This is a genomic window from Paracoccus aerodenitrificans, from assembly GCF_027913215.1.
In the GTDB taxonomy this organism is placed as follows: Bacteria; Pseudomonadota; Alphaproteobacteria; order Rhodobacterales; family Rhodobacteraceae; genus Paracoccus; species Paracoccus aerodenitrificans.
The window spans coordinates 2,106,109-2,131,978 of sequence record NZ_CP115784.1 but is presented as its reverse complement, the minus strand read 5'-3'; the positions used below and the strand labels follow the sequence as shown (position 1 = coordinate 2,131,978).

Genomic DNA, 25,870 nt, shown 5'->3' with positions numbered 1-25,870 from the left:
CCGTCAAGATAAACGATGATGCAGGCAGATCAGCAAGCTTATCGACACATCCGCTAATTGGGCTGATCTGGATCGTAAAAAACAGTCAGACTAGGCGAAGCCTCTGCCCTGAATGATATTCAATCAGGCAATCGCATGCATGATCAGTAGAATTGGCTTCATCGGCGTAAGATTTGACCCGGAAACCATTCAAATAAGTCCCTTAATCCCACCACCGGCCCCGTATCCGGAAAACACCACCCCGATCAATAGCTGCGGATCAGCCCGACAAGCCGACCCTGCACTTTCACCTGATCTTCGGGAATTATTCTGGTCTCATAGGCGGGATTGGCGGCTTCAAGCGCGATCATCGCGCCCTTGCGGCGGTAATATTTCAGTGTCGCTTCATGGCCCTCCACCAAAGCGACGATAATATCGCCATTCTGGGCCGCATCCTGTTCGCGAATAACCACGATATCGCCATCATTGATTCCGGCGTCGATCATCGAGTCGCCTTTGACTTCGAGAGCATAATGGCTTTCACGACCGGATATCATGCTGCCGGGAACGGCAACGTGATGCGATACCTCGGAAATGGCTTCAATCGGAACGCCTGCCGCGATGCGGCCCATGACCGGCAGGTCCATCGCGTGTACGCTGACACTCATCGCGCGGCGCGGTGGTGTCGGCTCTGCGCGGCGATCGCCCGAAATGACTTCGGGAGTGAAGCCACCTGATGGTTTGGCCATGCTGTCGGGAAGCCGGATGATTTCAAGCGCACGGGCGCGGTGAGGAAGCCGTCGAATGAAGCCGCGTTCCTCAAGTGCCGTGACAAGGCGATGGATACCGGATTTCGATCGCAGATCAAGTGCAACCTTCATTTCATCGAAGGATGGGGGGACGCCATCCCGTTCCATCCGCTTATGGATGAATTCGAGAAGTTCGATCTGCTTTTTTGTCAGCATGTTCCGGGCCTGTTGCATCACTGTTCAGGTAATGTTCTGGCATGAAACCCAGAATCCGTCAACTCTTTGCAACGGTGAAGGTAAAAATATGATTAACCAAGGGCCAGAAACTGGATTTTATCGCCTGTTTTGCTGGCAGGATCGCAGGCTGGCCGGATCAGCAATGCGTCTGCATGGGCAAGCAAGCCAAGCCGGGCTGAATCCTGATCGTTGACAGGTGTCACGACGGTCTCACCATCCTGTTGCGTCAGGTGGGCACGCAGATAATGCTGGCGGTCGCCCTCCGCCGGAAGATCCGTTCCCAGACGACCCGACCGGACGGGGTTTTCCGGGGGCAGGCCCTGCATTTTCCTTAGCAAGGGCCGCATGAAGATTTCAGCGCAGACGATTGAGGAGACAGGATTTCCGGGCAGCCCGATCATCGCGGAACCACCGATTCTTCCCGCGATCAGCGGCTTTCCCGGACGCATCGCGACCTTATAGAACGCACGCTCCATCCCCAGCTCTTCGGTGAGTTTCCCGATCAGATCGTGATCCCCGACCGAAGCGCCTCCGATCGTGACAATCAGATCCGCATCGGCGGCGCGGCGGAACCTGTCGCGAAGGCTTTCCAGCGTGTCCTGTGCAATCGGCAGGCATTCAGCCTCTGCGCCTGCCAGCCGGGCGATGCCTGCAATGGCGATATCGTTCGAGCAGATGATCTGACCGGGGCCGGGCAGCGATCCGGGAGGAACAAGCTCATCCCCTCCGGCGATGATGGCGACTTTGGGCCGCCGGGCGATCGTCAGTTCTGCCACGTTCATAGCCGCGATCAGCCCGATATCGCGAGGGGTCAATGGCCGGTGCGGATCGAAGCCGGTCCCGGCCGTGAAATCCGCGCCTTTCAGCCGGATATGGGTTTTCCCGGCCTCTGCGCCGACGCGGATGATCGGGCCGTCCCGCGTGACATCCTCCTGCATGGCGACCATGTCATAGCCCGCGGGGACGGGTGCGCCGGTGAAAATCCGGATTGCCGTTCCGGGACTTGCCTCGCCTTTCCAAGGCCTCCCTGCGGCGGCTTCGCCGATGACTTCCAGAGGATCATTGCGGTCGGTCTGTCTCAGCGCATAGCCATCCATCGCGGCTGTGTCGAAAGGGGGCTGGGTAAGCTGTGCCTGCACAGGCTCGGCCAATACGCGGCCCAGAGCTTCGGTCAGAGGCACGCGCTCTGACCGGACAGGGTGCGCCAGTGCCAGAACTCGTGTCAGAGCCTCGTCAACCGTGATCATTTTGCCTCGTAATCGCCTGATTTACCGCCCGATTTCCGCAGGAGCCGGATACTTTCGATGCGCATCGCCTTTTCGGCCGCCTTGAGCATGTCGTAAACTGTCAGGCAGGCCGTCGAGACCGCTGTCAGCGCCTCCATCTCGACTCCGGTCTGACCGGAGGTGCGGACGGTTGCGGTCACGCGGATACCGGGCAGGTTATCGTCGGGGACCAGATCAAGCGCAACTTTTGTCACCGGCAGCGGATGGCAGAGGGGGATCAGATCGGAGGTGCGTTTCGCGCCCATGATGCCCGCAAGCCGGGCGACGCCCAACACATCGCCCTTGGCTGCCCCGTCCCGGACCAGTTTCAGCGTTTCCGGTGCCATGATGACACAGCCCTCAGCGACGGCCTCTCTGGCGGTCGCGGGCTTGCCCGAGACATCCACCATATGCGCCTGACCCTGGCTGTCGAAATGCGTCAGGCTCATGCCGCACCAAGCAGGCTGCGTGTCGCGGCAGTGACGTCCGGCTGCCGCATCAGGCTTTCGCCGACCAGAAAACGCCGCGCTCCGGCCTGTGCCATCCGGTCCAGATCGGCTTTTTCGAACAGACCGCTTTCGCACACCAGATCCCTGTCACCGGGCAGTCCGGCTGCAAGCGTTTCAGTTACAGAGAGATCAAGCTCAAACGTCTTGAGATTCCTGTTATTCACGCCGATCAGGGGCGATTTCAGCCGCAATGCACGGTCGAGTTCTTCGCCGTCATGCACCTCGATCAGCGCGTCCATGCCCCAATGCGCGGCGGCGTCCTCAAGCTCGGCTGCCAGAGTATCGCTGACCGAGGCCATGATGATCAGGATGGCATCCGCGCCCCAGCTTCGGGCTTCGGCGACCTGATATGTGTCATAGAGGAAATCCTTGCGCAGCACGGGAAGATCCACGGCGGCGCGGGCGGCTGACAGGAACTCCGGCGCACCCTGAAAAGAGGGCGTGTCCGTCAGCACAGACAGGCAGGCCGCCCCGCCCGCCTGATAGGCGCGGGCAAGCGCGGGGGGATCGAAATCCTCACGGATCAGCCCTTTGGACGGGCTGGCCTTCTTGATTTCGGCAATCAGCGCATAGCCCGTCCGCGCTTTCTCGCGCAAAGCCTGGGCAAAGCCGCGCGGCGGATCGGCCGCGCGGGCTTCTGCTTCGATCCCGGAGAGGGGGCGGGCGGCTTTTGCCGCGGCGATCTCCTCCAGCTTATAGGTTTTGATCTTGTCCAGAATATCCATGCGCAAGATCTTAATCCCGGCTCTGCGGCAAGGAAAGCCCCGGTTGGGCGATCAGAGCCTTGCGCGGTCGATCAGCCAGACACCGTAAAGCGCGATCAGGAAGGACAGGCCGGAAAATACCGTGCGAAGCTGGTTCCAGAGCTGCCAGGGCCGGGAATAATCGCGCCAGATCTTTTCGGCTTCCTCCATGTCCTGCGGTGGGGTGATTACGGCTAAAGCCTCATTCATCGGTACATTGACGGTCATGGTCAGGATCAGCCCGCCGAACAGATAGACCGCCGCCGCGATGCCGAACGCGACGGATGGCCCGTTCTGGCTGCGCAGCAATATGGCGGCGGCGGCAAGCGCGACCGGAGTCAGGAAAAAGGCGGGGAAAAAGACGATATTCCTGACCGATGCGTTCATTGCCTGCATGGCTGCGATGGCGGTGCGCGGGTCAGCCCGGTCCAACCCCCACATGGTCGAACACACCCAAGCATAGAAGAAACCGAAAACTGCTGCATTCAGCAACAGCGCCAGAAAAATCACGGTGATGGTTGTCAGTCGCATGATGCTCTCCGTAAGCGTATTTATATGTACGTATTTACTTTGGCGTATAGATGTGTTCGTTTTATGTCAATCGGCATGCGGGATACGGATGAAAGAAGAAAATCGGCAGAAACGGCATGAAGCAATCGCGGCATCGGCCTATGTTTCGCTGGCCGAGCACGGCTATGGCGGCAGCTCGATGCTGCGGATTGCGAAAGCGGCCCGAGCGTCGAATGAGACTCTTTATCGCTGGTATGGCGACAAGGACGGGCTGTTTCTTCAGATGGTTCAGGATAATGCCGCCAATATCCGCGATATGCTTGAGGTCGCGATATCAGATGCGACCGACCCTTTCGAAGCGTTAAGCGAACTGGCTCCGGTTCTTCTGAAGATGCTTCTCGGGGAACATGCGGTGTTGCTGAACCGGGCTGCTGCGGCGGATTCCACCGGCAGGCTTGGGGCGGCGATTTCGGCGGGTGGGCGCGGCACGGTCATGCCGCTGATTTCACGGTTGATGGAGAGGATCAGCGCCGGGAAAACCTGCTCGGCAAGTGAGGCGGCGGGCTGGTATGTCAATCTGCTGATCGGCGACTGGCAGATCCGCCGCGCGATTGGAGGCATGGCAGAGCCGTCCGATGAACAGATCGCCGCCCGTTGCGCCGAGGCATTGCGAAGTTTCCGCGTGCTGCTCGACGCGGCCTGAGCCGGGATCAGCCTTCGCCCGACCAGTCGATCTGCGGTTCTCCGCGCCGGGTCAGCCAGTCATTGACCTGCGAAAACGGGCGCGAGCCGAAGAAGCCGCGTCTTGCCGAAAGTGGCGAGGGATGCGCGGTTGCAATCACCAGATCATCCTCGCGCGGCAGCCCCGCCAAAGCTTTCTGCGCATGATTGCCCCAGAGAATGAATGCCAAAGGCCCGTGAAGCTGCGCTTCGGCCACGGCCTGACGCGCCAGCCGATCCCATCCCCATTTCGCATGACATCCCGCCTGACCCGGAAGCACGGATAACGAAGTATTCAGCAGCAACACGCCTTGTCCGGCCCAATGCGACAGGTCTCCGCTGGCGGGAACGACATTAACATCGTCCTGCATCTCTTTGAAAATATTGTTCAGGCTTCGGGGCAGGGCGGTTTGCGGCGTGACCGAGAAAGCCAGCCCGTCCGCATGGCCTGGCGTCGGATAGGGGTCCTGACCCAGAATGACCACCCGGACATCAGCCGGCGCGACCAGTTCGAATGCGCGAAAGATCGCCTCGGGACCGGGCAGGAATGCGGTTCCGGCCAGCCTGTCGCGGATCGCCGGCCAGTCGCTTCTGAAGAAGGGCAGATCGGCCCAGGCGTCTGGCGGCGTCACGCGGGAACGATCGCAGCAAGCGCGGCCAGTCTGGCCTTCGCGGCACCGGAATCGATGCTTTCGGCGGCCAGAACCGCGCCGTCCCTGAGATTCGAAACCCGACCGGCGACCAGAAGCGCAGCACCCGCATTCAGCAGCACCGCATCGCGATAGCCGTTATGCGCACCGTCTAGCAATTCCCGCACGGCGCGGGCATTATGCGCGGCGTCTCCGCCGACGATCTCTGCGAAATCATGGCGCTGCAGGCCCGCATTCTCGGGCGTGACGGTGAATTCGCGGATATCGCCGTCTTTCATCTCGACAACGAAGCTTCCGCCGGAAATTGCCAGCTCATCCGTGCCGTCGCTGCCGTGAATGAGCCAGACATGCTCGGACCCCATCTCGCGCAATGTGGCTGCCATCGGACGGCACCATTTCGCGTCGAATGTGCCGGTAAGCTGTCGTTTGACTCCGGCGGGATTGGTCATCGGTCCCAGCAGGTTGAAGATGGTCCGCGTCCCAAGCTCGGCCCGGGTCGGTCCGACATGACGCATGGCCGGATGATGAACCGTCGCCATCATGAAGCATAGCCCGGCCTGATCCAGCGCCGACTGCGATTTTTCGGGCGCTGCCATGCTGTCGACCCCCAGCTCTGACAGCACATCCGCAGAGCCGGATTTCGAGGACAGCGCCTTGTTGCCATGCTTGGCGACCGGCACACCTGCACCCGCAACGACAAGCGCCGCGGCGGTCGAGATATTCAGTGTTTTCCGCCCGTCTCCGCCCGTGCCGACAATATCCATCGCATCATCGGGGGCATTCAGCCGATGCATCCTTGCCCGCATCGCGCCGGTTGCGGCGGCCATTTCATCGACCGTCTCGCCCCGGACCCGCATCGCCATCAGAAGCCCGCCGATCTGGGCCGGGGTTGCGGCCCCCTCGAAAAGCGCGGCGAAAGCTGCGTCGGCCTCTCCTTGGGTCAGGGGACGCTCGGCGGCGAGGCCGATCAGAGGTCTGATATCTGTCGTCATGCGGCCTCAGTCGTTTTGCAGCGTTGCAGGAAATTGCGGATCATCGCGTGGCCGTGTTCCGAGGCGATGGATTCGGGATGGAACTGCACACCTTCAATGGGAAGATCGTTATGGATCAACCCCATGATCGTGCCGTCTCCGGTCCGCGCGGTCACGCTCAGCGCGTTGGGCATTGAGTCGGGCGCGACGGTCAGCGAGTGATAGCGCGTCGCTTTCAGCGGCGATGGCAGCCCGGCGAAAATGCCTGTGCCGTTATGGCTGACCTCATCGACCTTGCCATGCATGATCCGGTCGGCGCGAACCACGCGGCCGCCAAAGGCCTCGCCGATGGCCTGATGACCCAGGCACACGCCGAACAGAGGCAGGTCGCCGCGCTCTGCCACCGCGCGGATCAGCGGCACACAAATGCCCGCCTGAGCCGGATCGCATGGCCCCGGAGAGATCACGATCCCGTCAGGCTTCATCTGCAAAGCCTCCTCGACCGACAGTGCATCATTGCGCCAGACCTCAACACTGGCCCCTTCTTCGCCGAGATAATGGACGAGGTTCCAGGTAAAGCTGTCGTAATTATCGATGAGCAGGATCATGTCATTCCATCGTGAAATAGGGTGAACCCGGCGGGATCAGGCCTTATAGATGTGCGAAATGGCCGGAAGGGGCAAGCCGCCCGGCGAAGGAAATGGGGCAGGAATGGCAAGATCGGACGGATTCGGGCGGGGTGCACTGCATGGGGCGCTGATCGGCGTCGCGGCCCTCGGGGCGCTTTCGCTGGCTCTGCCGGTCGAGCGTGGCCAGCCCGAGGCCGACGGAATGGCTGGCGATGAAACCGTCGCTGCTGTCGATTCCGGGTCTGCTGAGACGGGTGGCGGGGCGTCCGATGCTTCAGAATCCGGCGCGGCGGTTGTTCCTGATGCCCCGGAGATTGTGCAGGAAGACACCGAAACTGCGTCGCTTCCGGCAGATGAGCCTCAGCCTGCCGCTGCCGACACCTCGCCGGAAACCCGAATGGGCCCCCCGGTCGGATCGGAGTTCGCGCGAAGCGAGGATCTGCCGCCAAGCATACCGGGCGAGGCGAGCGCTCCGGGCGTGTCCGACGCCGCCGCCGCGCCCGAAATCCCGGTCGCGGAGAGCTTGCCCCGCCCGGTAACCGTCCCTGTCAACCGGCCAGAGGCGATTGATCTGACCCGGCCTCCTCAGCAGGAGTCCGGGCAAGCGATATCGGTGCAGCGGCCATCCCCTGATGCGTTGCGTCCGGTCACGGTTTCGCTGCCGGAACAGGTTGCGGCTCCGGCGCAGGATGAAGGGCCCAACGACGCCTCGCGAAACGCGCCTGAGGCACCGGCGACGCGGCTTGAAGCCAATATTCCTGCCGAAGACACAAGTCCCGATATCTCTGGTTTTGTCCGGGCCGCCGCTCCCGAAGCGCCGGAACCGGCGGATGTCCCTCAAGGCGCATCCGTTTCCGGCCAACCCGATGCCTTGCAGGATCCGGCATCCGTCCCCGCTCCGGTCAGCATGGATACGGACCCCGATCCCTCAGCGGAAGCGGATGCAACGACGCGATCACCTGTCCCGCCGCTTGCATCACCCGATCCGCAGCGCGAGGCCGTACCGCCCCCGCCTGCAACGGTTGAGGTGAGCGAAAGCGTATTGCCAGATGACGATACTGCCGAGATTGCGACAGCGTCACCGCAAGCCGAGGAAGGCGCAGCAACCGGATCGCGCCCGGATACTTCCGGATCGGGCGAGGTTCCTTCCGTGAGCGGGCAGCAGGCATCGCCCGGCGGGCAGCCCGATCTCAGCATTCCCTCCGTCCCGATGCCAGCCGGCCCATGAGCATGGCCGACATTGCCAAAACGGCTTTCCCGGACCAGACAGCAGCGATGCTTCGGGGCCTCTCAAGCTTTCGTCACGACAGCCGCACTTGAAGCGGATGTTCCGGCACCCTAAAACGCAGCGACGAATATAAGGAAAAAGCGCATGAGCAACCTGCGGACCAAGGGCAAATCCACGATTGTCTGGATATTGATGGGGTTGCTTCTGCTTGGCCTCGGCGGCTTCGGCGTCACGAATTTCACCGGAGGCACGACGGAAATCGGCTCGGTCGGTGAAACCGAAGTCGATGCGCAGACCTATATGCGCGTCCTCGGGAATGAGATGAACAATATCACCCGCCAGACAGGGCAGCGCATGACGCTGGAAGAGGCGCGGGCCTTCGGGCTTCCCCAATCCGTTCAGGCGCAGCTTTTTACCGCCGCTGCACTTGCCGAAGAAGCTCGCAAGGCCGGGGTTTCGGTCGGCGACCGCACTGTGGCCGAGGCGATTACCTCGGCTCCGGCATTTCAGGGGCCGGGCGGGTTCAGCCGGGCGACCTACAGCGAATTGCTGCGCCGCGAGGGGCTGAGCGAGCAGGAATTCGAAAGCGATGTGCGCGACGATCAGGCGCGGCTGATCCTTCAGGATGCGGTCATTGGCGGTGTGCGCACACCGGAAGAACAGGTTCAGCAAAGCGCCGCATGGGTGCTTGAGCAGCGCGATATTTCCTGGATCGAACTGACCGCCGAGGATCTGTCCGCCCCGGTCGCCGTGCCGGATGAGGCGACGCTTCAGGCCTGGCATCAGGCGAATGCCGACCGTTTCACCGCGCCGGAGGTCCGCAAGATCTCTTATCTGTGGCTGACGCCCGAAATGCTGGCGGAAACGGTCGAACTGGACGAGGCCGCATTGCGTGAGGTCTATGAGGACCGCGCCGCGGAATATAACCAGCCCGCCCGGCGTCTGGTGGGCCGTCTGGTCTTCGAAAGCACCGAGGCCGCTGCCGCCGCAAAGGCGCGGATCGATTCCGGAGAGGCCGATTTCGAACAGATCGCGCAAGAACGCGGTCTCAGCCTTGCTGATACCGATCTGGGCGAACAGTCGCAGCAGCAGCTTGGCGCGGCGGGCGAGGCGGTTTTCGCGCCCGAGGAAAACGGCGTGGTCGGGCCGGTAGAGACAGATCTGGGTCCGGCCCTGTTTTCGGTAAACGCGATGCTCGACCCAATCAGTGTCAGCTTTGAGGAGGCTCTGCCCGATCTGCGTGCCGAAGCCGCAGCGGATCGCGCACGTCGCCTGATCGAAGAGCAATCCTCGGGCATTGAGGATCTTCTGGCAGGCGGCTCGACGCTGGAGCAGGTGGCCGAGGAAACCGATATGCAGCTTGGCCAGATCGACTGGACGAATGAAAACGAGCCGGTTCCGGGCGAGATCGGCGGCTATACCGCGTTCCGTCAGCAGGCTGCCTCGGTCAGCGAAAACGACTATCCCGAATTGCTCGAACTGGATGATGGCGGGGTTTTCGCGCTGCGTCTGGATGAAATCGTGCCGCCCGCGCTGATGCCTTTCGAAGAGGTCCGCGATGAGGTTGCAGAGAACTGGGCCGAGGCCGAGGCGCGGCGCCAGCTTGTCGCTCTGGCAGAGCAGATGAAGCTGAAGGCGGTGTCTGAAACCATCCCGGAGATTACATCCGCTGCGAATACCCCGCAAGCAGGCGGTACTGCCGGTGCATCGGCGGCCGGTGGCTCGGACGATCCGGCTGCGACGATCCTGCCGGAATGGAACCGCGAAACCGGACTTTTCCGCGATGGCTGGCTGGAAAACGCACCGCCCTCTCTGGTTGAAGAGGCTTTCGCGCTGGAGGAAGGCGAAACCGAAATCATGGAGGATGGGAACCGTGTCGCGCTGATCCGCGTGGACCGGGTCATTCCCGCCGATCTCGAATCGCAGGAGGCTGCCGATATCATGGCTTCAATCAACGAAAGGCTGGGGATGTCTTTGCAGGCGGATCTGTTCGACTACTACGCCCGTGCCATTCAGGCGCAGAATGGCCTGACGCTGAACCGCTCGGCCATTGCCGCCGTCGAATCCCAGCTTTGACCATGCAGATCACACCGGAATTCGACAGTTTCAGGCAGGGATGGGATGAAGGCCGCAATCAGCTTCTGACATTGCGGCTGGCGGCGGATCTGGACACGCCGGTCAGCCTGATGCTGAAGCTGGCAGAGGCCGCGCCAAACAGTTTCGTTCTGGAAAGCGTCACCGGCGGAGAGACGCGCGGGCGCTATTCGATGGTCGGGATGAAGCCGGATCTGATCTGGGAATGCCGGTCGGGACATGCGCGGATCAATCGCGAGGCACGGTATTCAGACAGTTTCACCGATGAGGATCTTCCCGCGCTTGAAAGCTTGCGGGCGCTGATTGCGGAAAGCCGGATCGACATGCCCGGCGATGTGCCTGCGGCTGCGGCGGGGCTGTTCGGCTATCTGGGTTATGACATGATCCGTCTGGTCGAGCATCTTCCGAATGTGAATCCCGATCCCCTCAACGTGCCGGATGCGATTCTGACGCGCCCTTCCGTCGTTGCCGTGCTGGACGGGGTAAAGGGCGAAGTCACCCTCTGTGCGCCTGTCTGGTATGACGCCGACATTCCCGCCCGCGCGGCCTATGCGCAGGCTGCCGAGCGTCTGTCCGAGGCGCTGCGCAGCCTCGATCGAATGCCGCATGAACCGCGCGAGATGGGGCAAAGCCACGAAATCGGTGCGCCGCGGTCGAATTTCACGCATGAGGCCTATCTGGCGGCGGTTGAGACCGCGAAGGAATATATCCGCGCCGGAGATATCTTTCAGGTCGTCCCGGCGCAGCGTTGGGCGATGGACTTCCCGCTGCCGCCATTCTCGCTGTACAGAAGTTTGCGCCGCACCAACCCTTCTCCCTTCATGTTCTTCCTCAATCTGGAACCTGCCGAGGGCAGTTTTCAGATCGTCGGTGCCAGCCCGGAAATTCTTGTCCGGCTGCGCGATGGCGAGGTCACGATTCGGCCAATCGCCGGCACACGCCCGCGCGGGTCAAATGAGGCTGAGGATCGGGCCTTCGAAGCCGATCTGCTAAGCGATGAGAAAGAGCTGGCCGAGCATCTGATGCTGCTTGATCTCGGGCGGAACGATGTCGGACGTGTCGCGAAGATCGGCTCAGTCCGCCCGACCGAGAAATTCATTATCGAGCGCTACAGCCACGTGATGCATATCGTCTCGAACGTGGTCGGTGAGCTTCGCGAGGGCGAGGATGCGCTTTCCGCTTTGCTGGCTGGCTTGCCTGCGGGGACGGTTTCGGGGGCTCCGAAAGTTCGCGCGATGGAAATCATCGATGAGCTGGAACCCGAGAAACGCGGCGTTTACGGCGGTGCGGTCGGATATTTCTCGGCCAATGGCGAGATGGATATGTGCATTGCCCTACGCACCGGCGTCGTCAAGGACGGGCAGCTTTATATCCAGTCGGGCGGAGGCGTCGTCTATGACAGTGACCCCGAGGCCGAGTTTCAGGAAACGGTCAACAAGGCGCGGGCATTGCAGCGTGCAGCCGAGGAAGCGGCGCGTTTCGTTCGCGGCGGGAACTCGTAACACAGGAGAGCGTCCATGCGTGTGGTGATTACAGGTGCCAGCCGTGGCATCGGCGAAGGGTTGAAATCCGCCTTTGAGGCGCGGGGCGATGAGGTGATCGGCACAAGCCGGACAGGGGGTGGCGATCTGCATCAATGCGATGTGACCGATCCTGCTTCGGTTGCCGCTTTTGCCGGGGCGGCTGATCTGGACAGGCTCGATCTGCTGGTCTGCAATGCGGGGGTCTATCTGGATAAGGGCGCAGCGCTTGAAGGTGGATATGATGCGCAGATGTGGCGCGACAGCTTCGCGGTCAATTGCATCGGCGTGTTTCTGTCGATTGAAGCCTTTCTGCCCGCGATAAGCCGCGCTCAGGGGAAAATCGCGATTATTTCCTCGGCGATGGGATCGGATTCACGCGCTCCGGGCGGAAGTCTGGCCTATCGCGCTTCGAAAGCCGCCGCCCTGAATCTGGGGCGGAACCTTTCCGTCGATCTGCGCACTGAGGGCGTTGCGGTGGGCATTTATCATCCGGGATGGGTCCGCACCGAGATGGGCAGCGAGGCTGCCGATATCTCGGTCGATCAATCCGTGGCGGGACTGGTGCAGCGGTTCGATACGTTGAATATGGCGAATTCAGGTTGTTTCGAGGCCTATGATGGCCAGAAACTGGAATTCTGACTCGCATTGAATTTGATGCGAAACATGAAAAGGGCGGCCAGTGGCCGCCCTTTGCCATACAGGTAATCCGCTTAGTTGGCGGGTGCGGGTTCTGCAGGGGCCGCAGCAGGGTCAGCCGGAGCCGCAGCGGGATCGGCAGGTGCGGCAGCAGGATCTGCCGGCGCTACGCTGCCATCAGCAGGGGCTGCGGGTGCCGGGGCACCTTCGCGGTCACGGAAGACATATTCCGGTGCCGCCTGAGCCTCTTCCTGAGTCAGCTCGGTGGTGATCTCTTCCGCGTCATAATTGACGGTCAGCTGATCCCACGGAACGGCGATCTGCTTTTCGCCAATTCCCAGAAAGCCGCCTACACCGATAATAGCCGCCATCATGGTGCCGTTTTCGCTGTCAATGATCAGATCATTGACCGAGCCGATGCTGTCACCCGCTGGCGAGGTCACGCTTGCGCCGGTGATCCAGTCCAGACGCAATTCGTTGCCGGCCTGCTCGCGAACGATCTTGTCACTGCTTGCCATCTCGGCTTCGAGTGCTGCGGCTTCAGCTTCGGCAGCCTCTGCCTCGGCATTCGCTGCTTCGGCTTCCGCGTCAGCGGCTTCTTCCATTTCCATGCCGGTTTCCGCTTCGCCAGCATTCATGGATCCGTCAGCAGGAGCCTCGGCGTCCATCGTGGCGTCAGCCTCGGCATCCGTCGTAACGGCGTCATCCGCAGCCTCTGCGGCGTTGTCGGCGGCTGCATCGGCGGCGTCTACCGCATCATTGGCTGCATCGCCCGCAGCATCAGCCGCATCGCTTGCAGCGTCAGCAGTTGCATTCGCGGCATCGCCAGCGGCGTCGACCGCGCTGTTTGCGGCGTCACCTGCGGCATCGGCAGCGTTGTCAGCCGCCTGAGCGGTTTCCTCGGCTGCTGTATCTGCAGTCGTTTCAGCGGTCTGCGCATAGGCGAAACCGGACAGCGGAAACACCAGAGCGGTGGTCAGAAGAATATTACGCATGAGTACTCTCCTCAAAAAACTATGCGTGCACGGATGAGACATCCGCATCACCGTAATAATTCCCTGCCGCTGCCTCTGGTTCCGACGATTAACTAATGATTGCAATTTTACGCCGATCGGTTTGCCGGGCCGCTTCGGCGGTTCTGATTGCGCTCAGTCCTCGCCCCGATAGGGTCGGACATATTGCAACGCCATGTCCCAAGGGAAGAAAATCCAGGTGTCCTGGCTGACTTCGGTTACATAACTTTGAACGATCGGCTTGCCCTTAGGCTTGGCGTAGACAGTCGCGAAATGCGCCTTGGGGTACATGTCACGGATCAGCTCCAGCGTGCGGCCGGAATCGACAAGGTCATCGACGACAAGAATACCGTCTCCATCCTGCATCAACTCTGAGTCAGGCTGTTTCAGAAGCTGAAGTTCGCCCTGTCCAGCCTCTGTCCCGACGCCCCGGTAAGAACGGACCGAGATCGTGTCGATGGTCCGGATATCAAGCTCACGCGCAACGATCATCGCGGGGACCATGCCGCCGCGCGTGACGGCGACGACCGCACGCCACTCACGCCCGTCAAGCCGCCATGCAAGAGCGCGGGCGTCCCGGTGCAACTGATCCCAGCTGACATGAAATCCCTTTTCATGGGGCAGGAGGTTCGAATCTGACATATTCCCTCTCTCAGTTTCCGAATATCAGCAGCAGCGCCAGCACAAACAATGCCAGTGCCGCAGCCCGGTCGATCCAGAATTTTGCGCCAAAATAGCGCCGCCTCGGGGCGGCTGTCGACATGGCAATCGTGACAAGCGCGTACCAGAATAATTCGGTGGACAGCGCGGTCACATAAATTGTGGCCTGTTTGGCGATGCTGAGCGGACCGGGGAAAAGTTGCAGGATCAGCGTTGCATAGAAAAGCGCCGGTTTGGGGTTGGACAGGTTCAGAAGAACCCCGCCGATGAATCCCCGGCCAAAGCGTTTTTCTGCGGCCTCCGGAAGCGGCTCCCGTGCGGCCCGCCACAATCCAAAAGCCACCCAGAGAATATACAACCCCCCGAGGATTTTCACTGCATAGTAAATGCCGGGATGGGTCTGAAAGATCAGCGCCAGCCCGGCCAGAGCGAACAGGCACCAAAGCGACGCGCCAACGGCCAGCCCCAACCCGAATGGCAGGGCGACCTCCCGGCCTCTCGAAAACGAGGTCTGGATCGCCGCGATAATGGCGGGGCCGGGCGAAAGAAGCGCAATCGAAATCAGGCCGACAAGCGCCAGATAGGGCTGAATTGAGGACAGATCAGCTCTCCTTACGGCCGGAGACCGCGTCGATATCTGGCGCATCGACCGCCTTCATGCCGACAAGGTGATAGCCCGCATCGACGTGATGGGTTTCTCCGGTAACGCCGCTGCCGAGGTCGGACAGAAGGTAAAGCGCTGATTTTCCGACTTCATCCTGTGTGACATTACGGCGCAGGGGCGAGTTGAGTTCGTTCCATTTGAGAATATACCTGAAGTCGCCGATCCCCGAAGCTGCAAGCGTCTTGATCGGGCCCGCGCTGATCGCGTTGACGCGTATCCTGTCCTTGCCGAGGTCCTCGGCAAGATAGCGGACAGATGCCTCCAGGGCTGCCTTGGCGACCCCCATCACGTTGTAATGCGGCATTACCCGCTCGGCACCGTAATATGTCAGTGTCACCATGCTGCCGCCCTCCTTCATCATCGCTGCGGCGTGACGCGCGGCCATGGTGAAGGAAAACACCGATATATCCATTGTCTGCTGGAAATTGTCGCGCGTCGTGTCGACATAGCGCCCGCGAAGCTGGCTCTTGTCGGAATAGCCGATCGCGTGGACGAAGAAGTCGATCTTGCTCCAGCTTTTGCCGATAGCTTCGAACATATTCGCAACAGATTGTTCATCAGAGACGTCACAATCGAATAACAGGTTCGATCCCAACTGTGCCGCCAGCGGCTCTGCCCGCTTCTTCATGGCCTCACCCTGATAGGACAGCGCCAGTTCCGCGCCTTGGTCGGACAGCGCCTTCGCAATCCCCCAGGCTATGGATTTATCATTGGCCAGTCCCATGATGAGACCGCGCCGCCCTGCCATGAGCCCGTCGCGTTCGCTGCTTGACATGCCCCTCTCCATCTTACCTTTTGGGAAGGATTAGGCGAAACCCCGGGGGGCATCAAGCATGAGCGCACGAGACGGCCTGTTCGCGGGAGAGGATCCTTTCGTCATTGCAAGGTCCTGGCTGGCCGAAGCCGAACAGTCAGAGCCGAATGATCCGAACGCAATCGCCCTTGCGACAGTTGACCGGGACGGCATGCCGGATGTCCGCATGGTGCTGCTTAAGGACATCGAATCCTACGGAGACGGGCAGGGCGCCTTCGTCTTTTATACGAACTACGAAAGCGCCAAGGGCGTGCAGATCGCCGAGACGGGGAATGCCGCTTTTGTCATGCACTGGAAATCGCTGCGTCGGCAGATCCGCGTGCGCGGGACGGTCACGCGTGAAGATGGGGCGCAGGCGGACGAATATTATCGAAGCCGCGCCCTGCAAAGCCGGATCGGAGCATGGGCGTCACAGCAAAGCAGGCCGCTTTCCTCGCGCCGTGCGCTGATGATGGCCGTCGCGCGAGAAGGTGCCCGGCTGGGGGCGGACCCGCCGCGTCCCGCGTTCTGGGGCGGTTTCAGAATCAACCCACAGCAGATCGAATTCTGGGCAGATGGCGCGTTTCGCTTGCATGACCGTTTTCGCTGGACAAAAGCGGCGGGTGGCGAAATGCCCCGACAGGGTTTACAACAGCTTTGGCAGGTACAAAGATTGGCACCATAGGAGTTTACTATTCCTATATGCTTGAAATGTATGGGCTTGCGATAAATTTACGTTACGTCAAGTGATGTGTTTTCATCAGGACGTAGTGGTAATCATATGTGAAGGTGCTAGTTGTCAGTATCGGGGTCACCAGACGGGTGACGTTAATGAAGCGGTAAGATGACGATTACGGAACATAGTACAGTTACTGAGATAAGCGGTTCGATCAAATGGTTCGATCCCGCTCGCGGATTCGGGTTCATTCTCAGTGACGAAGACGGGCCTGATATCTTGTTGCACGCAAATGTCCTGAGGAATTTTGGCCAGGGTTCGGTTGCCGACCGGTCGCGTGTGCGTGTTCTCGTTCAGCCGACAGATCGCGGGCTGCAGGCGGTCAAAATCCTGGATATCGAGCCTCCCGAAAGCGACGGAGCACCGCCGATCAGCGATCTGGCCGACACGCCGCCGGAAGTACTGGCCTCGCTGCCATTCCTTGCCGCAAGGGTGAAATGGTTCGATAAAACCAAGGGCTTCGGCTTTGCCAACCTGTTCGGCGAGCCCGGCGATGTCTTTCTGCATTGTGAGGTTTTACGTCACTCGGGCCTGTCGGATCTGGCTGTGGGTGAGGCGATTGCCCTGCGCGTTGTCGATGGGCGTCGCGGGCTGATGGCGGCTCAGATTGCGCCGTGGGAAAAAGGCAATAATCAGGACGAGTAAACGCAGCGAGCGGGTGATAGTGATGGTTCTGAGGGCAAAACTACTGACAACATTTGCGTGCGTGACAACCCTGCTGAGCGTTATGCCGGCGGTTGCGCAGCCCGTGTGCAGTCCCGATCTTGCTGTTTTTCCTGAAATCGACCTTTCCGTGAATGTCGAGATTGCCGATAACAATGCTGAGCGGGCGCAGGGATTGATGAATCGCGAATCTCTCGCCGAGGATTCCGGGATGTTGTTCATTTTCGAGCAGCCGCGGGAAACCTCGTTCTGGATGAAGAACACACTGATCCCGCTGGATATTGTTTTCATGGATGAAACCGGCACGATTCGGCATGTCCATCCCAACGCAATCCCGATGGACTTGACGCCCATACCCGGTGCCGCGCCCGGCGACCCCGATCCCGAACGGCTGATGGTCCTTGAGGTGGCGGGCGGCGAAGCGCAGCGCATGGGTCTGAAACCGGGCATCGCGATGGCTCACCCAAGGCTGGACCAGTCTCAGGCGGCGCAACCGTGCCAATAGGGCTTTCCCTGCGGCAAAAGCCGCGCTAGAAGCACCCGGTCGGAGTGTAGCGCAGTCTGGTAGCGCGCCTGGTTTGGGACCAGGATGTCGGGGGTTCGAATCCCTCCACTCCGACCATTTTTAATTTTGTGTCAGCCACATTGAACCACGCCGGGTTTGCCGGAGGCTTGTTTGTTTTAGTTATGCGGCCATGGCTTCAAGTTCCAGAGCGGCGTAGAAGTTTGTCTCGGCTTCGGCGGGCGGGATGCTTCCGATGGGCTCCAACAGACGGCGGTTGTTGAACCAGCCAACCCATTCCGGAGTGGAATATTTGACCGCTTCGAAACTGCGCCACGGGCCGCGACGGTGGATGACGTCAGACACTTTGGGCAGAACGAGGATTATGGAATCCAGGAACAAGGATGGTGTGGGAGAATCCTGAATTAAAAGTAAAATCAACGGCACAATCTCCAGCGGCAGAAAAATGTTGATGTGAGGCGCAGAGTTTTGATCTTTGCAAGCTTATCAGTCGAATTTGCATTCCGGTGAGCGTGAACTAGGCTCCAGACCCATTGATTTCGGGCTGTTTGCGTGATTCAGGCTCTGCAAGGAGACCTGATTTATGAGCAACCTTTTCTGGCTGACTGACGCGCAGATGGAGCGTCTGAAACCCTATTTCCCGAAATCTCACGGCAAGCCACGCGTTGACGACCGGCGTGTGCTGAGCGGCATAATATTCATCAATCGTAATGGCTTGCGATGGTGCGACGCGCCGACGGACTACGGCCCCGCCAAGACGCTCTACAACCGCTGGAAGCGCTGGAGCGAGAACGGGACCTTCGCCCGGATCATGGTGGGCCTCGCCGCCGAGAGCGCCGAACACAATACGATCATGATCGACGCGGCCTATCTGAAAGCGCACCGCACGGCCTCGAGCCTGCGGATCAAAAAAGGGGGCGCGGGCGCCAGATCGGGCGAACGAAAGGCGGCATGAACACGAAACTGCACGCCGTCACCGACGCGAAGGGCCGCCCGATAGGGTTCTTCATGTCCGCCGGACAAGTCAGTGATTACACCGGGGCAGCGGCACTTCTGAACAGCCTGCCGGAGGCGGATTGGCTGCTGGCCGATCGGGGCTATGATGCCGACTGGTTCAGAGATGCCTTGAAAAACAAGGGGATAAAGGTTTGCATCCCGGGTCGGAAGTCGCGCAAGAAACCCGTCAAATACGACAAGCGGCGCTACAAACGCCGCAACCGCATCGAAATCATGTTCGGCCGACTCAAGGATTGGAGGCGCGTCGCCACCCGATACGACCGTTGCCCCGAGACCTTCTTCTCTGCAATCCTGCTCGCCGCGACCGTCATCTTCTGGTTATGATCGAGAACGAGTCCTGACCCTAGCTATAGATCAGAATTCATAATCTGCCATATGAAAGCAAATATCCTTGGCAAGCGAAAATCAGGAAGCTTCCGGCAGAGTTCTCACTTGTCCGCGCTGTCTGCTCGTTGCAGGTTTCGCCGATGATACCTGAATCCGAAGTGTCATTTGCAGGCAGCTTTCTTGATCGCGCTGACAGGCTTCGCGCGGATGATGAGGCGATGCACATCCGGTTTCACAAGGGCAGCCTCGCTCTGCCGTTCTGGTGGGGCAAGCCACTCTTTGAACTGACACAGGAAGGGCCGAGACTGGTCTGGCTTTCGACCGATGATCCGCTGGTGGCGGATTCCTGTGGGGACTCCGTATTCATGGGGTTGGACGATGCGGGTCGTGCGCATTTCGCAACAGACGTATCGCATATCGCGCCGCCTGATCAGCAGCCGGCAGAGTTCGTTGACAGGCGTACTCTGGCCCTCTCGGAAACGCGCAAATTCATTGATCTGCGCAGTATCATGGGAGAGATCGATCATCGCGATGCCGGGATTGCCGCTGCTGCAAAAGGTGTTTTCGAATGGCGGCGGACGCATGGGTTCTGCGCCAATTGCGGTCATCGCAACCGGCTCGTGCATTCGGGCTGGCGGATGGAGTGTCCCGGCTGCGGGCGTCAGCATTTCCCGCGTACCGATCCCGTTGTCATCATGCTGGTACTCGATCACGACAGGGTGCTATTGGGACGTTCGCCGCTTTGGCCCGAAAGGATGTACTCACTTCTGGCGGGATTCATCGAACCGGGCGAAACGGTTGAAGAGGCGGTTCGGCGTGAGGTCATGGAGGAAGCGGGAATTGAGGTCGATGAGGTTCGGTATGTCACCTCTCAACCCTGGCCGTTTCCTGCGTCTCTTATGATCGGATGTACGGGTCGGGCTGTTACGACACGGATCGAACGCGATCCGGCAGAGCTTGAAGATGCGATATGGGTCAGCAGGTCCGAGGTTGAGCGGGCGCTGTCAAATGACCATCCGGATATTACTCTGGCCAGACCCGGAGCGGTGGCGCGGGTGATATTGCGCAGCTGGGTCGATGGCGTCGTCGCGGGGGTCGGCAGTTCCGCCTCAGCCAGAGTAGGGTGAAGACGTACCGACAAGCCCTCAAGTGAAGAGCGTATCATCGTCCAACCACTCAGCTTTCTTCCTCAGAGCGCCCATCCGCATTCTCTGCCCGCGACATGATGCTGTCGCCGATTGCCGTGGCGGTAGCCACGAACATTCCCAAGCCAAGCAGTACGTAAATAATTGTGAAGATCTTGCCGAGGTCGGTTTGCGGCGCGAAATCGCCGAAACCGACCGTGGAAATTGCGATGACCGAAAAATACACCGCGTCGATCCAGCGCCACCCCTCGACCAGAGCATAAAACACCGAGGCGATCGTGATCAGCAATGCTGTCAGGGCCAGCAGCCTCTGGACACGCCGAGAGGCAAAGGCGGCACTGATGCCCGCTGTGAGATCGCGCATCGGGGTCATGGCTGGGTATGTCCGGCAGTTTTCCGGCGGTACATCGCCAGCAAGACCAGTCCAAGGCCGCTGGCGAGCAGCTCAAGTCCCAGCAGGCTGCCGAAATTCAGGCTCAGCCCGAACCAGACGACCAGACCGAGGATCAGCGAAACCACGCCCGTTCCCGCCATCAGCGGAAATTTGTCCGTCCCCTTCATCACCCGTGCCGCATAAAGCTTCGCCGCGCCCGAGCCGACCAGACACAGACCGACGAGAATGCGGATGATCCCGCTTTCGGCGGGGTTTCCGAACATGATGACCATCGACAGGAAAAACGCGGCAGCGGCGATGGCGGCGGCGCGGATCTGCGCCCCTTTGCCATCCGATCTGTAGGCCGCCCAGCCTTGCAGAAGCGCTACGATCAGCATCACCCAGGAGACAAGCCTGACCGTGGTAACGGCGGCAGCGACGGGGTTGATCAGCGCCAGAACGCCGCCAATCAGCGCGGCAAGTCCGGCGGCCATCATCGGGAGCCATGAAGTCATTGGTTTTCCTTTTGCAGAATTACGGTTTCAGGCTTTCCAGAGCCGTATATATTGGGCTGATCCTGGGGTTCGAAAGGTGTGACATCCTCGGCAATCAGGACTGCGAAGGGGCGCGTCGATTCGAAGCTTGCCATGATGATGGCGATGATCGAGGTCAGAGGAATCGCAAGCACCGCGCCCGCAAGACCCCAGACCGACGACCATAATGCCAGCGCCACCAATACGACAAAGGGCGACATGTTGACCCTTCGTCCGACCATGCGTGGTTCCAGCACATTACCGACCCACATCTGGGCGAAGGCCAGAAGTGCCAGGATCACAAGCGTTTTCTCGACCGAGCCGAACTGGGCCATCGACAGCACGACCGGAAAGAACACGCCCAGCATCGAGCCGACATAGGGGATATAGTTCAGCAATGCGATCAGGATCGCCCAGAACAGCGCGAAATCAATGCCGATGGCCCACATCGCCACGAAGGACAACGCGCCGAGAATGACATTCACCAGCGTTTTCACCGCGATATATTCGCTGATGGCATTATTGATATTGGCAATGATGCGGCCCGCCCGTTCTGCACGGCGTCCGGGCAGGGCGACGGTGATCTTGTGGGCGAAGCCGTTACGCTCGGACATCAGAAAGGTGGCGTAGACCACGATCATGAACAGAAGCCCCGCCGCCGAACTGATCGACCCCAGCAAGGTGCCCGCGATCTGTCTTATGGGGATGGCCTCGCGCAGACCCTCGAAGAACTGCCGCAGATCCGGTCCCGCCTCGATCCCGATCAGCGCGGTCAGCTCGGCATAAAGGCGCTCGATATTCTCCTGATATCCGGGCAGGCGCACGCTGACCTCACCGGCGGTTGAAACCATCACGCTGCCGAACCAGATCGTGACGATCAGAAATCCCGCCAGCACGAAAATGCGCAGCGCCCAGTTCGGTAATCGCCTCGTCACCGGCAATCGCCGCAAAGCATCGCTGGCTGCCGTCAGCACATAGACCGATATCAGTGCGATCACGATGGGCAGCAGGAAGGACTTGCCGACGATCATCAGCCGCCCGGCCAGAGTCACAAGAAGCAGGGACAATACGACGGCGAACAGGCCTCTGACGGGGTCGGATTTATCCAGCATATGACTTCTTGTCTGATACGGGCCGGATCTCCGGCGTGTGAGAGGACATCATAAAAATTAATGTCAGGATGGCATTGCCGCCCGCTCAGGTCCAGAGCGCCGCGTTGCGGCAGATTGTTTGCCGCGCTGCTCTGGCCGGATGGCGGTTCAGGGGATACTGTGCCGCCCGAGACTGGATGTCACTGTTTGAGAGGGTGCGATGAACTGGAAAAAACCGTTCGGCGTTTCGCTTGTGCCGCTTTTTCTGGGATTGCTGTTCTTTTCCGCTTCCCTGACGCCGTCTCTGATTCCGCGTGACTGGTTCATGCAGGGATTGCTGGGCGGAATTGTCGCAGCTCTTGGTTATATGGCGGGACGCCTGCTGCTGACGCTGTGGCTGCAAATGTATCTGCCGGTGCTGAGGGGGCCGGCCTTTATCGTCGGTCATCTTCTGGTCGGCGCTCCGGTTCTGGTCGCGCTGATCCTGTCGCTTGCCAAGGTCGGAGAATGGCAGAACGCGATTCGCGACCGGATGGGGATGGAGCTCGTAAGCTCTGCGCGGATCGTCCAGATGATCATCGTGGCATTTCTGGTTTTCACGCTTCTGATGATGCTTGGCGGTCTTGTGCGGGTCATCTTTAACCGCGTTCGTCTCTGGCTGTATCGCTTCATGCCCGAGCGTACGGCCAATATTTCCGGCCTGCTGATCGTGGCGCTGCTGCTGTTCATCGTCACCCGTGACGGGGTGGTGAATCGCCTGATCGGGGCTGCGGATTCCTCATATACGGTTGCTCAAAAACTGTTCGACACAGATCAGGCGCCGCCCTCAGATCCTTTGCGTTCCGGCAGCAATGCGTCGCCTGTCGATTGGGGCGCGATGGGCCAACCGGGCCGGAATTTCATCAATGGTGGCCCGGATGCCGCTGCAATCGCAGAATTCACCGGCGAAGAGGCCCAAAATCCTCTGCGGATCTATGTCGGCCTGGCCAATGCGGACACGCCCAAGGAAAGGGCGGATATGGCCCTGTCCGAGTTGCAGCGCGTCGGCGCGTTCGACCGGGAAGTGCTGATCGTGGCGCTGCCGACAGGAACGGGCTGGCTCGATCCGGGCAGTTTCGATGTGCTGGAATATATGCATGGCGGCGATATCGCCTCGGTGGCGGTGCAGTATTCCTATCTGCAATCGCCGCTTGCGCTGATTTTCGAAACGGATGCGGGGCTGGAGCAGGCCCGCGAACTGATCGAGACGGTCCACGGCTATTGGCGGACCCTGCCAGAGGATGACCGCCCAAGGCTGTATATTCACGGCCTCAGCCTCGGTGCATGGGCGTCGATGTACGGCACCACGCTGGAAATCCTGCTGGATGACCCGATTGACGGGGCGCTTTGGGCCGGTCCTCCATTCCCCTCGGCGCGGTGGAATGAGGCGATGGCGGCGCGCAATCCCGATACGCCCTATGTCGCGCCGGAGGTGGGCGACGGGCGGCTGGTGCGCTTTGCCAGCCATACGAAATCCGCAGGTGGGCCGGATGGCTGGGGCGATATGCGTCTGGTGTTCCTGCAATATTCAAGCGATCCGATCGTGTTTTATCAACCAAGCTCGCTGTGGCGGGCACCTGTCTGGATGCGCCAGCCTCCTGCCGAGGATGTCTCTCCCGATCTGCGCTTCATGCCGGTCGTGACCCAGTTCCAGCTTGCGCTGGATATGGCATTCGCGCTGAGCGTTCCGGGCGGGCACGGCCATTCCTATTACGCGCATGACTATATCGGCGCGTGGGAGGCCGTGACTGCGCCCGAAGGCTGGACCGATGCGGATACAGAGCGACTCAAGCAGCGCTGCGGAAATGGCAAGCAAGAGGGTTGCGAAAATTGAAGCGGCGTAGGGTCTGGCTGATCGTTGCCTTTCTGCTGCTGATCCCTGTGGTGATCGGCGTGAACACGCTGCGGAACTGGGCAGGGATCGCGGCGGTCACCGATACGCCGCAGGACAGGCTGACCATGCTTTCGCCCGGCTGGCGTATGGTTCCCGAGGGGCCGGTCAGCGATGCCGGGGCGGTACTTCTGTCCGGATGCGACGGGGTTCACGATAATATGGAATATTGGGCCGGGACCTTCGCGGAACGCGGGCATCCGGGGCTGATCCTCGACAGCCATACGCCGCGCGATCTGGATCAGATGGAAAGCTGGCGGCTGCTTTGTATGGGGCAGGTGCTGACCGGGGCCGAGCGTGCGGGTGATCTTGCCGTGGCGATGGCCGCCAGCAAGCGCGATGATGTGATCCTGCTGGGGGCCTCTCATGGCGGGTGGAGTGTGCTGGAATTCATCGCTCAGACGCTGACGGGAGAGGTCGCGCCGGGTCTCTCCGAGTGGCCCGCGCCGCCCAAACGGCTGCTGGATCGTGTCGGGGCGGCGATCGTGCTGTATCCCTATTGCGGGGCGCTGAACGGCGCGGTCAGCGGCGACTGGTCCGATGCTCCGCCCATGCTGATGATCATTGCCGGGCAGGATGAGCTTCGCCTTGCCCCGGATTGCGAGGAAATGGCGGCAGAGCTGCGCAAGCTCGGCGCATCCATCGATCTGATTTATTACGAAGAGGCAGGCCACGGTTTCGAGCAACAGGAACGGGCGGCGTTCTCGGTGCTCGAATTCAACGCTGAATTGCGCGACCGTGCGACATCGGCCGTAAATGCGTTTCTTGATCGGAACGGTCTGTAGAACCATCTGCCGACGCTGCCGCCCGGGGACAAGCGTCCGCCGGCATGGGCGGACGCCTGATCAACGGTTACGCAGCGCCGGTCCCGAAGACCCTGTTCCAGCGGATCGAGGACCAGAGCGACAGCCCGATCAGCCCCGCGCCGCCCAACCCGGTTACGACCTCGGGAATCTCGATCAGGGATTGCAGGAACATGATCAGCGACAGCGCGATGATCGCATAAAACGCCCCATGCTCCAGATAGCGGTACTGCATCAGCGTACCTTTCTCGACCAGCATGATGGTCATCGAGCGCACATACATCGCGCCGATACCCAGGCCGATGGCGATGACGAACAGGTTCTGTGTCAGGGCAAAAGCCCCGATCACCCCGTCAAAGCTGAACGAGGCATCCAGCACCTCCAGATACAGAAATGCGCCCAAACCGCCTTTGGCGCCGGCCTCCATCGCTTCCTGAGTGCTGTCCAGAAGTCCGCCCAGAACCTCGACCAGCAGGAAGGTCAGCAGGCCCCATATCGCGGATTTGAAGAAGATTTCCGCCTCAACCGGATCGAGGAAACGCGAGAAAATCAACACGGTCACCAACGCCACGGCGACTTCGATGCCGCGGATCGTGGCGTATCGCTGCATCTTGCCTTCCAGCCATTTGACCCAGTGCACATCCTTTTCGTGATCGAAGAAGAAACTGAGCCCGACCATCATCAGGAACGTACCGCCGAATGCGGCGATGGGCAGATGCGCATCATGCATGATCGCGGCATATTCGGCGGGTTTCGTCGCCGCCAGAACCATCGCCTGCCACGGCCCGATCTTCGCGGCGATCACCACGATCAGCAGCGGAAAGACGATCCGCATCCCGAAAACCGCGATGATGATCCCCCAGGTCAGAAAGCGGCGCTGCCAGACCGGGGTCATGTCTTTCAGCTTGTTGGCGTTGACGATGGCATTATCGAAGGAGAGCGAGATTTCCAGCACCGCCAATACGGCGCAGATGAAGAAAATGGTCAGCATCCCGCCGACCGTGCCGGTCATCTGCCAGCCCAGAACAGCGCCCAGGATCAACCCGGCAATGGTGACGATGAAGGCCCATTTGAAATACTGAAACATGCCCCTGGCGGGCATATCGGAAGACGAGGATTGCATGACAGCATCCCTATGCGGCTCATGATTGATTTA

Annotated in this window: 28 protein-coding genes, 1 tRNA gene and 1 pseudogene; 13 read left to right on the top strand and 17 right to left on the bottom strand. The window is 60.4% G+C overall.

The genetic code is table 11. The features are described from left to right. Positions 1-245: 245 nt before the first annotated feature. The 5 genes from lexA to PAE61_RS11815 all read right to left on the bottom strand — a co-directional run bounded on the left by lexA (position 246) and on the right by PAE61_RS11815 (position 4,013). Complete coding sequence (gene lexA, locus PAE61_RS11835) at positions 246-944, bottom strand: transcriptional repressor LexA (RefSeq protein ID WP_271112587.1); 699 nt, start codon at positions 942-944, stop codon at positions 246-248. 92 nt (positions 945-1,036) lie between these two features. Beyond that, on the bottom strand, positions 1,037-2,212 hold the full coding sequence (locus tag PAE61_RS11830) for a molybdopterin molybdotransferase MoeA (RefSeq protein WP_271112586.1): 1,176 nt from the start codon (positions 2,210-2,212) through the stop codon (positions 1,037-1,039). Beyond that, on the bottom strand, positions 2,209-2,679 hold the full coding sequence (gene moaC / locus PAE61_RS11825; RefSeq protein ID WP_271112585.1) for a cyclic pyranopterin monophosphate synthase MoaC: 471 nt from the start codon (positions 2,677-2,679) through the stop codon (positions 2,209-2,211). The genes PAE61_RS11830 and moaC overlap by 4 nt, the downstream gene beginning before the upstream one ends. Further along, positions 2,676-3,464: an indole-3-glycerol phosphate synthase TrpC gene (trpC, locus tag PAE61_RS11820; RefSeq protein WP_271112584.1), complete on the bottom strand. Its 789-nt coding sequence runs from the start codon at positions 3,462-3,464 to the stop codon at positions 2,676-2,678. Before trpC ends, moaC begins: the two co-directional genes overlap by 4 nt. Before the next feature lie 51 nt (positions 3,465-3,515). Continuing rightward, positions 3,516-4,013, bottom strand: coding sequence for an anthrone oxygenase family protein (locus tag PAE61_RS11815; protein WP_271112583.1), 498 nt, complete (start codon positions 4,011-4,013; stop codon positions 3,516-3,518). Positions 4,014-4,101: 88 nt separating this feature from the next. On the opposite strand from PAE61_RS11815, the gene PAE61_RS11810 reads away from it, so the two are divergent. Then, complete coding sequence (locus tag PAE61_RS11810) at positions 4,102-4,695, top strand: TetR/AcrR family transcriptional regulator (RefSeq protein WP_271112582.1); 594 nt, start codon at positions 4,102-4,104, stop codon at positions 4,693-4,695. A 7-nt stretch (positions 4,696-4,702) separates the two neighbouring features. Here the strand turns inward: PAE61_RS11810 and PAE61_RS11805 are convergent, their stop codons facing one another. From PAE61_RS11805 to PAE61_RS11795, 3 genes are read right to left on the bottom strand one after another with little or no spacing between them, the layout of a single operon-like run. Then, positions 4,703-5,344, bottom strand: a complete 642-nt coding sequence (locus PAE61_RS11805; RefSeq protein ID WP_271112581.1) for a uracil-DNA glycosylase — start codon at positions 5,342-5,344, stop codon at positions 4,703-4,705. Beyond that, positions 5,341-6,354: an anthranilate phosphoribosyltransferase gene (trpD, locus tag PAE61_RS11800; RefSeq protein ID WP_271112580.1), complete on the bottom strand. Its 1,014-nt coding sequence runs from the start codon at positions 6,352-6,354 to the stop codon at positions 5,341-5,343. The genes PAE61_RS11805 and trpD overlap by 4 nt, the downstream gene beginning before the upstream one ends. After that, the gene (locus tag PAE61_RS11795; RefSeq protein ID WP_271112579.1) at positions 6,351-6,941 is read right to left on the bottom strand and encodes an anthranilate synthase component II; all 591 of its coding nucleotides are present in this window, start codon (positions 6,939-6,941) and stop codon (positions 6,351-6,353) included. The genes trpD and PAE61_RS11795 overlap by 4 nt, the downstream gene beginning before the upstream one ends. A gap of 103 nt (positions 6,942-7,044) precedes the next feature. Here PAE61_RS11795 and PAE61_RS11790 point away from each other — a divergent pair, with 103 nt between their 5' ends. The 4 genes from PAE61_RS11790 (at position 7,045) to PAE61_RS11775 (ending at position 12,446) form a co-directional block, all read left to right on the top strand. Then, complete coding sequence (locus PAE61_RS11790; RefSeq protein ID WP_271112578.1) at positions 7,045-8,190, top strand: hypothetical protein; 1,146 nt, start codon at positions 7,045-7,047, stop codon at positions 8,188-8,190. Positions 8,191-8,334: 144 nt separating this feature from the next. Further along, positions 8,335-10,266 carry a peptidylprolyl isomerase gene (locus tag PAE61_RS11785; protein ID WP_271112577.1) on the top strand — a complete coding sequence of 644 codons (1,932 nt, stop codon included), beginning with the start codon at positions 8,335-8,337 and terminating at the stop codon, positions 10,264-10,266. Between the two features lie 2 nt (positions 10,267-10,268). Beyond that, entirely contained in the window at positions 10,269-11,786 is a 1,518-nt protein-coding gene (trpE, locus tag PAE61_RS11780; protein ID WP_271112576.1) for an anthranilate synthase component I, read from the top strand. Between the two features lie 15 nt (positions 11,787-11,801). Beyond that, positions 11,802-12,446 carry an SDR family NAD(P)-dependent oxidoreductase gene (locus PAE61_RS11775; protein WP_271112575.1) on the top strand — a complete coding sequence of 215 codons (645 nt, stop codon included), beginning with the start codon at positions 11,802-11,804 and terminating at the stop codon, positions 12,444-12,446. Between the two features lie 71 nt (positions 12,447-12,517). On the opposite strand, the gene PAE61_RS11770 is transcribed toward PAE61_RS11775, so the two are convergent. The 4 genes from PAE61_RS11770 to fabI form a co-directional block, all read right to left on the bottom strand. Further along, the gene (locus PAE61_RS11770; protein ID WP_271112574.1) at positions 12,518-13,438 is read right to left on the bottom strand and encodes a PRC-barrel domain-containing protein; all 921 of its coding nucleotides are present in this window, start codon (positions 13,436-13,438) and stop codon (positions 12,518-12,520) included. A gap of 153 nt (positions 13,439-13,591) precedes the next feature. After that, positions 13,592-14,098: a xanthine phosphoribosyltransferase gene (gene gpt, locus PAE61_RS11765; RefSeq protein ID WP_271112573.1), complete on the bottom strand. Its 507-nt coding sequence runs from the start codon at positions 14,096-14,098 to the stop codon at positions 13,592-13,594. 10 nt (positions 14,099-14,108) lie between these two features. Then, on the bottom strand, positions 14,109-14,762 hold the full coding sequence (locus PAE61_RS11760) for a LysE family translocator (RefSeq protein ID WP_271112572.1): 654 nt from the start codon (positions 14,760-14,762) through the stop codon (positions 14,109-14,111). Continuing rightward, entirely contained in the window at positions 14,719-15,555 is an 837-nt protein-coding gene (gene fabI / locus PAE61_RS11755; protein WP_271112571.1) for an enoyl-ACP reductase FabI, read from the bottom strand. Before fabI ends, PAE61_RS11760 begins: the two co-directional genes overlap by 44 nt. 58 nt (positions 15,556-15,613) lie before the next feature. Here fabI and pdxH point away from each other — a divergent pair, with 58 nt between their 5' ends. From pdxH to PAE61_RS11735, 4 genes are all read left to right on the top strand, one after another. Further along, on the top strand, positions 15,614-16,258 hold the full coding sequence (gene pdxH / locus PAE61_RS11750; RefSeq protein ID WP_271112570.1) for a pyridoxamine 5'-phosphate oxidase: 645 nt from the start codon (positions 15,614-15,616) through the stop codon (positions 16,256-16,258). 159 nt (positions 16,259-16,417) lie between these two features. Next, positions 16,418-16,954, top strand: coding sequence for a cold-shock protein (locus PAE61_RS11745; RefSeq protein WP_271112569.1), 537 nt, complete (start codon positions 16,418-16,420; stop codon positions 16,952-16,954). Then, positions 16,917-17,477: a DUF192 domain-containing protein gene (locus PAE61_RS11740; RefSeq protein WP_271112568.1), complete on the top strand. Its 561-nt coding sequence runs from the start codon at positions 16,917-16,919 to the stop codon at positions 17,475-17,477. The genes PAE61_RS11745 and PAE61_RS11740 overlap by 38 nt, the downstream gene beginning before the upstream one ends. A gap of 40 nt (positions 17,478-17,517) precedes the next feature. Next, positions 17,518-17,594: transfer RNA gene (locus PAE61_RS11735), tRNA-Pro, on the top strand. 63 nt (positions 17,595-17,657) lie between these two features. Here PAE61_RS11735 and PAE61_RS11730 read toward each other — a convergent pair. Beyond that, a pseudogene (locus PAE61_RS11730) lies at positions 17,658-17,837 on the bottom strand (IS3 family transposase); the annotation flags it as partial. 241 nt (positions 17,838-18,078) lie between these two features. On the opposite strand from PAE61_RS11730, the gene PAE61_RS11725 reads away from it, so the two are divergent. Together PAE61_RS11725 and nudC are read left to right on the top strand one after the other, a co-directional pair. Continuing rightward, positions 18,079-18,836 (top strand): IS5 family transposase gene (locus tag PAE61_RS11725; protein WP_271112567.1). Its coding sequence is split into 2 segments (ribosomal slippage): positions 18,079-18,415 and positions 18,415-18,836, totalling 759 coding nucleotides; the frame shifts between segments, so codons are not numbered across the junction. 143 nt (positions 18,837-18,979) lie between these two features. Continuing rightward, the gene (nudC, locus tag PAE61_RS11720; RefSeq protein WP_271112566.1) at positions 18,980-19,966 is read left to right on the top strand and encodes an NAD(+) diphosphatase; all 987 of its coding nucleotides are present in this window, start codon (positions 18,980-18,982) and stop codon (positions 19,964-19,966) included. Positions 19,967-20,015: 49 nt separating this feature from the next. Here nudC and PAE61_RS11715 read toward each other — a convergent pair whose 3' ends face one another. From PAE61_RS11715 to PAE61_RS11705, 3 genes are read right to left on the bottom strand one after another with little or no spacing between them, the layout of a single operon-like run. Beyond that, complete coding sequence (locus PAE61_RS11715) at positions 20,016-20,357, bottom strand: potassium channel family protein (RefSeq protein ID WP_271112565.1); 342 nt, start codon at positions 20,355-20,357, stop codon at positions 20,016-20,018. Then, on the bottom strand, positions 20,354-20,872 hold the full coding sequence (locus PAE61_RS11710) for an HdeD family acid-resistance protein (protein WP_271112564.1): 519 nt from the start codon (positions 20,870-20,872) through the stop codon (positions 20,354-20,356). Before PAE61_RS11710 ends, PAE61_RS11715 begins: the two co-directional genes overlap by 4 nt. Continuing rightward, complete coding sequence (locus PAE61_RS11705; RefSeq protein WP_271112563.1) at positions 20,869-22,002, bottom strand: AI-2E family transporter; 1,134 nt, start codon at positions 22,000-22,002, stop codon at positions 20,869-20,871. Before PAE61_RS11705 ends, PAE61_RS11710 begins: the two co-directional genes overlap by 4 nt. 199 nt (positions 22,003-22,201) lie before the next feature. Here PAE61_RS11705 and PAE61_RS11700 point away from each other — a divergent pair, with 199 nt between their 5' ends. Beyond that, positions 22,202-23,854 (top strand): alpha/beta hydrolase, encoded by a 1,653-nt coding sequence (locus PAE61_RS11700; RefSeq protein WP_271112562.1) that lies wholly within the window; start codon positions 22,202-22,204, stop codon positions 23,852-23,854. Continuing rightward, entirely contained in the window at positions 23,851-24,696 is an 846-nt protein-coding gene (locus PAE61_RS11695; RefSeq protein WP_271112561.1) for a dienelactone hydrolase family protein, read from the top strand. Before PAE61_RS11700 ends, PAE61_RS11695 begins: the two co-directional genes overlap by 4 nt. A 67-nt stretch (positions 24,697-24,763) precedes the next feature. On the opposite strand, the gene PAE61_RS11690 is transcribed toward PAE61_RS11695, so the two are convergent. After that, positions 24,764-25,837, bottom strand: coding sequence for a DUF475 domain-containing protein (locus PAE61_RS11690; protein ID WP_271112560.1), 1,074 nt, complete (start codon positions 25,835-25,837; stop codon positions 24,764-24,766). Positions 25,838-25,870: the final 33 nt, after the last annotated feature.

What these genes read in the sequence shown, in the direction of transcription:
- moaC (WP_271112585.1), bottom strand. Translation starts at nt 2,679, where the DNA reads ATGAGCCTGACGCATTTCGACAGCCAGGGTCAGGCGCATATGGTGGAT.
- PAE61_RS11700 (WP_271112562.1), top strand. Translation starts at nt 22,202, where the DNA reads ATGAACTGGAAAAAACCGTTCGGCGTTTCGCTTGTGCCGCTTTTTCTG.
- PAE61_RS11710 (WP_271112564.1), bottom strand. Translation starts at nt 20,872, where the DNA reads ATGACTTCATGGCTCCCGATGATGGCCGCCGGACTTGCCGCGCTGATT.
- trpD (WP_271112580.1), bottom strand. Translation starts at nt 6,354, where the DNA reads ATGACGACAGATATCAGACCTCTGATCGGCCTCGCCGCCGAGCGTCCC.
- fabI (WP_271112571.1), bottom strand. Translation starts at nt 15,555, where the DNA reads ATGTCAAGCAGCGAACGCGACGGGCTCATGGCAGGGCGGCGCGGTCTC.
- PAE61_RS11790 (WP_271112578.1), top strand. Translation starts at nt 7,045, where the DNA reads ATGGCAAGATCGGACGGATTCGGGCGGGGTGCACTGCATGGGGCGCTG.
- gpt (WP_271112573.1), bottom strand. Translation starts at nt 14,098, where the DNA reads ATGTCAGATTCGAACCTCCTGCCCCATGAAAAGGGATTTCATGTCAGC.
- nudC (WP_271112566.1), top strand. Translation starts at nt 18,980, where the DNA reads ATGATACCTGAATCCGAAGTGTCATTTGCAGGCAGCTTTCTTGATCGC.
- PAE61_RS11760 (WP_271112572.1), bottom strand. Translation starts at nt 14,762, where the DNA reads ATGCGCCAGATATCGACGCGGTCTCCGGCCGTAAGGAGAGCTGATCTG.
- PAE61_RS11830 (WP_271112586.1), bottom strand. Translation starts at nt 2,212, where the DNA reads ATGATCACGGTTGACGAGGCTCTGACACGAGTTCTGGCACTGGCGCAC.
- lexA (WP_271112587.1), bottom strand. Translation starts at nt 944, where the DNA reads ATGCTGACAAAAAAGCAGATCGAACTTCTCGAATTCATCCATAAGCGG.
- trpC (WP_271112584.1), bottom strand. Translation starts at nt 3,464, where the DNA reads ATGGATATTCTGGACAAGATCAAAACCTATAAGCTGGAGGAGATCGCC.
- PAE61_RS11795 (WP_271112579.1), bottom strand. Translation starts at nt 6,941, where the DNA reads ATGATCCTGCTCATCGATAATTACGACAGCTTTACCTGGAACCTCGTC.
- PAE61_RS11770 (WP_271112574.1), bottom strand. Translation starts at nt 13,438, where the DNA reads ATGCGTAATATTCTTCTGACCACCGCTCTGGTGTTTCCGCTGTCCGGT.
- trpE (WP_271112576.1), top strand. Translation starts at nt 10,269, where the DNA reads ATGCAGATCACACCGGAATTCGACAGTTTCAGGCAGGGATGGGATGAA.
- PAE61_RS11815 (WP_271112583.1), bottom strand. Translation starts at nt 4,013, where the DNA reads ATGCGACTGACAACCATCACCGTGATTTTTCTGGCGCTGTTGCTGAAT.
- pdxH (WP_271112570.1), top strand. Translation starts at nt 15,614, where the DNA reads ATGAGCGCACGAGACGGCCTGTTCGCGGGAGAGGATCCTTTCGTCATT.
- PAE61_RS11785 (WP_271112577.1), top strand. Translation starts at nt 8,335, where the DNA reads ATGAGCAACCTGCGGACCAAGGGCAAATCCACGATTGTCTGGATATTG.
- PAE61_RS11810 (WP_271112582.1), top strand. Translation starts at nt 4,102, where the DNA reads ATGAAAGAAGAAAATCGGCAGAAACGGCATGAAGCAATCGCGGCATCG.
- PAE61_RS11690 (WP_271112560.1), bottom strand. Translation starts at nt 25,837, where the DNA reads ATGCAATCCTCGTCTTCCGATATGCCCGCCAGGGGCATGTTTCAGTAT.
- PAE61_RS11705 (WP_271112563.1), bottom strand. Translation starts at nt 22,002, where the DNA reads ATGCTGGATAAATCCGACCCCGTCAGAGGCCTGTTCGCCGTCGTATTG.
- PAE61_RS11775 (WP_271112575.1), top strand. Translation starts at nt 11,802, where the DNA reads ATGCGTGTGGTGATTACAGGTGCCAGCCGTGGCATCGGCGAAGGGTTG.
- PAE61_RS11715 (WP_271112565.1), bottom strand. Translation starts at nt 20,357, where the DNA reads ATGACCCCGATGCGCGATCTCACAGCGGGCATCAGTGCCGCCTTTGCC.
- PAE61_RS11745 (WP_271112569.1), top strand. Translation starts at nt 16,418, where the DNA reads ATGACGATTACGGAACATAGTACAGTTACTGAGATAAGCGGTTCGATC.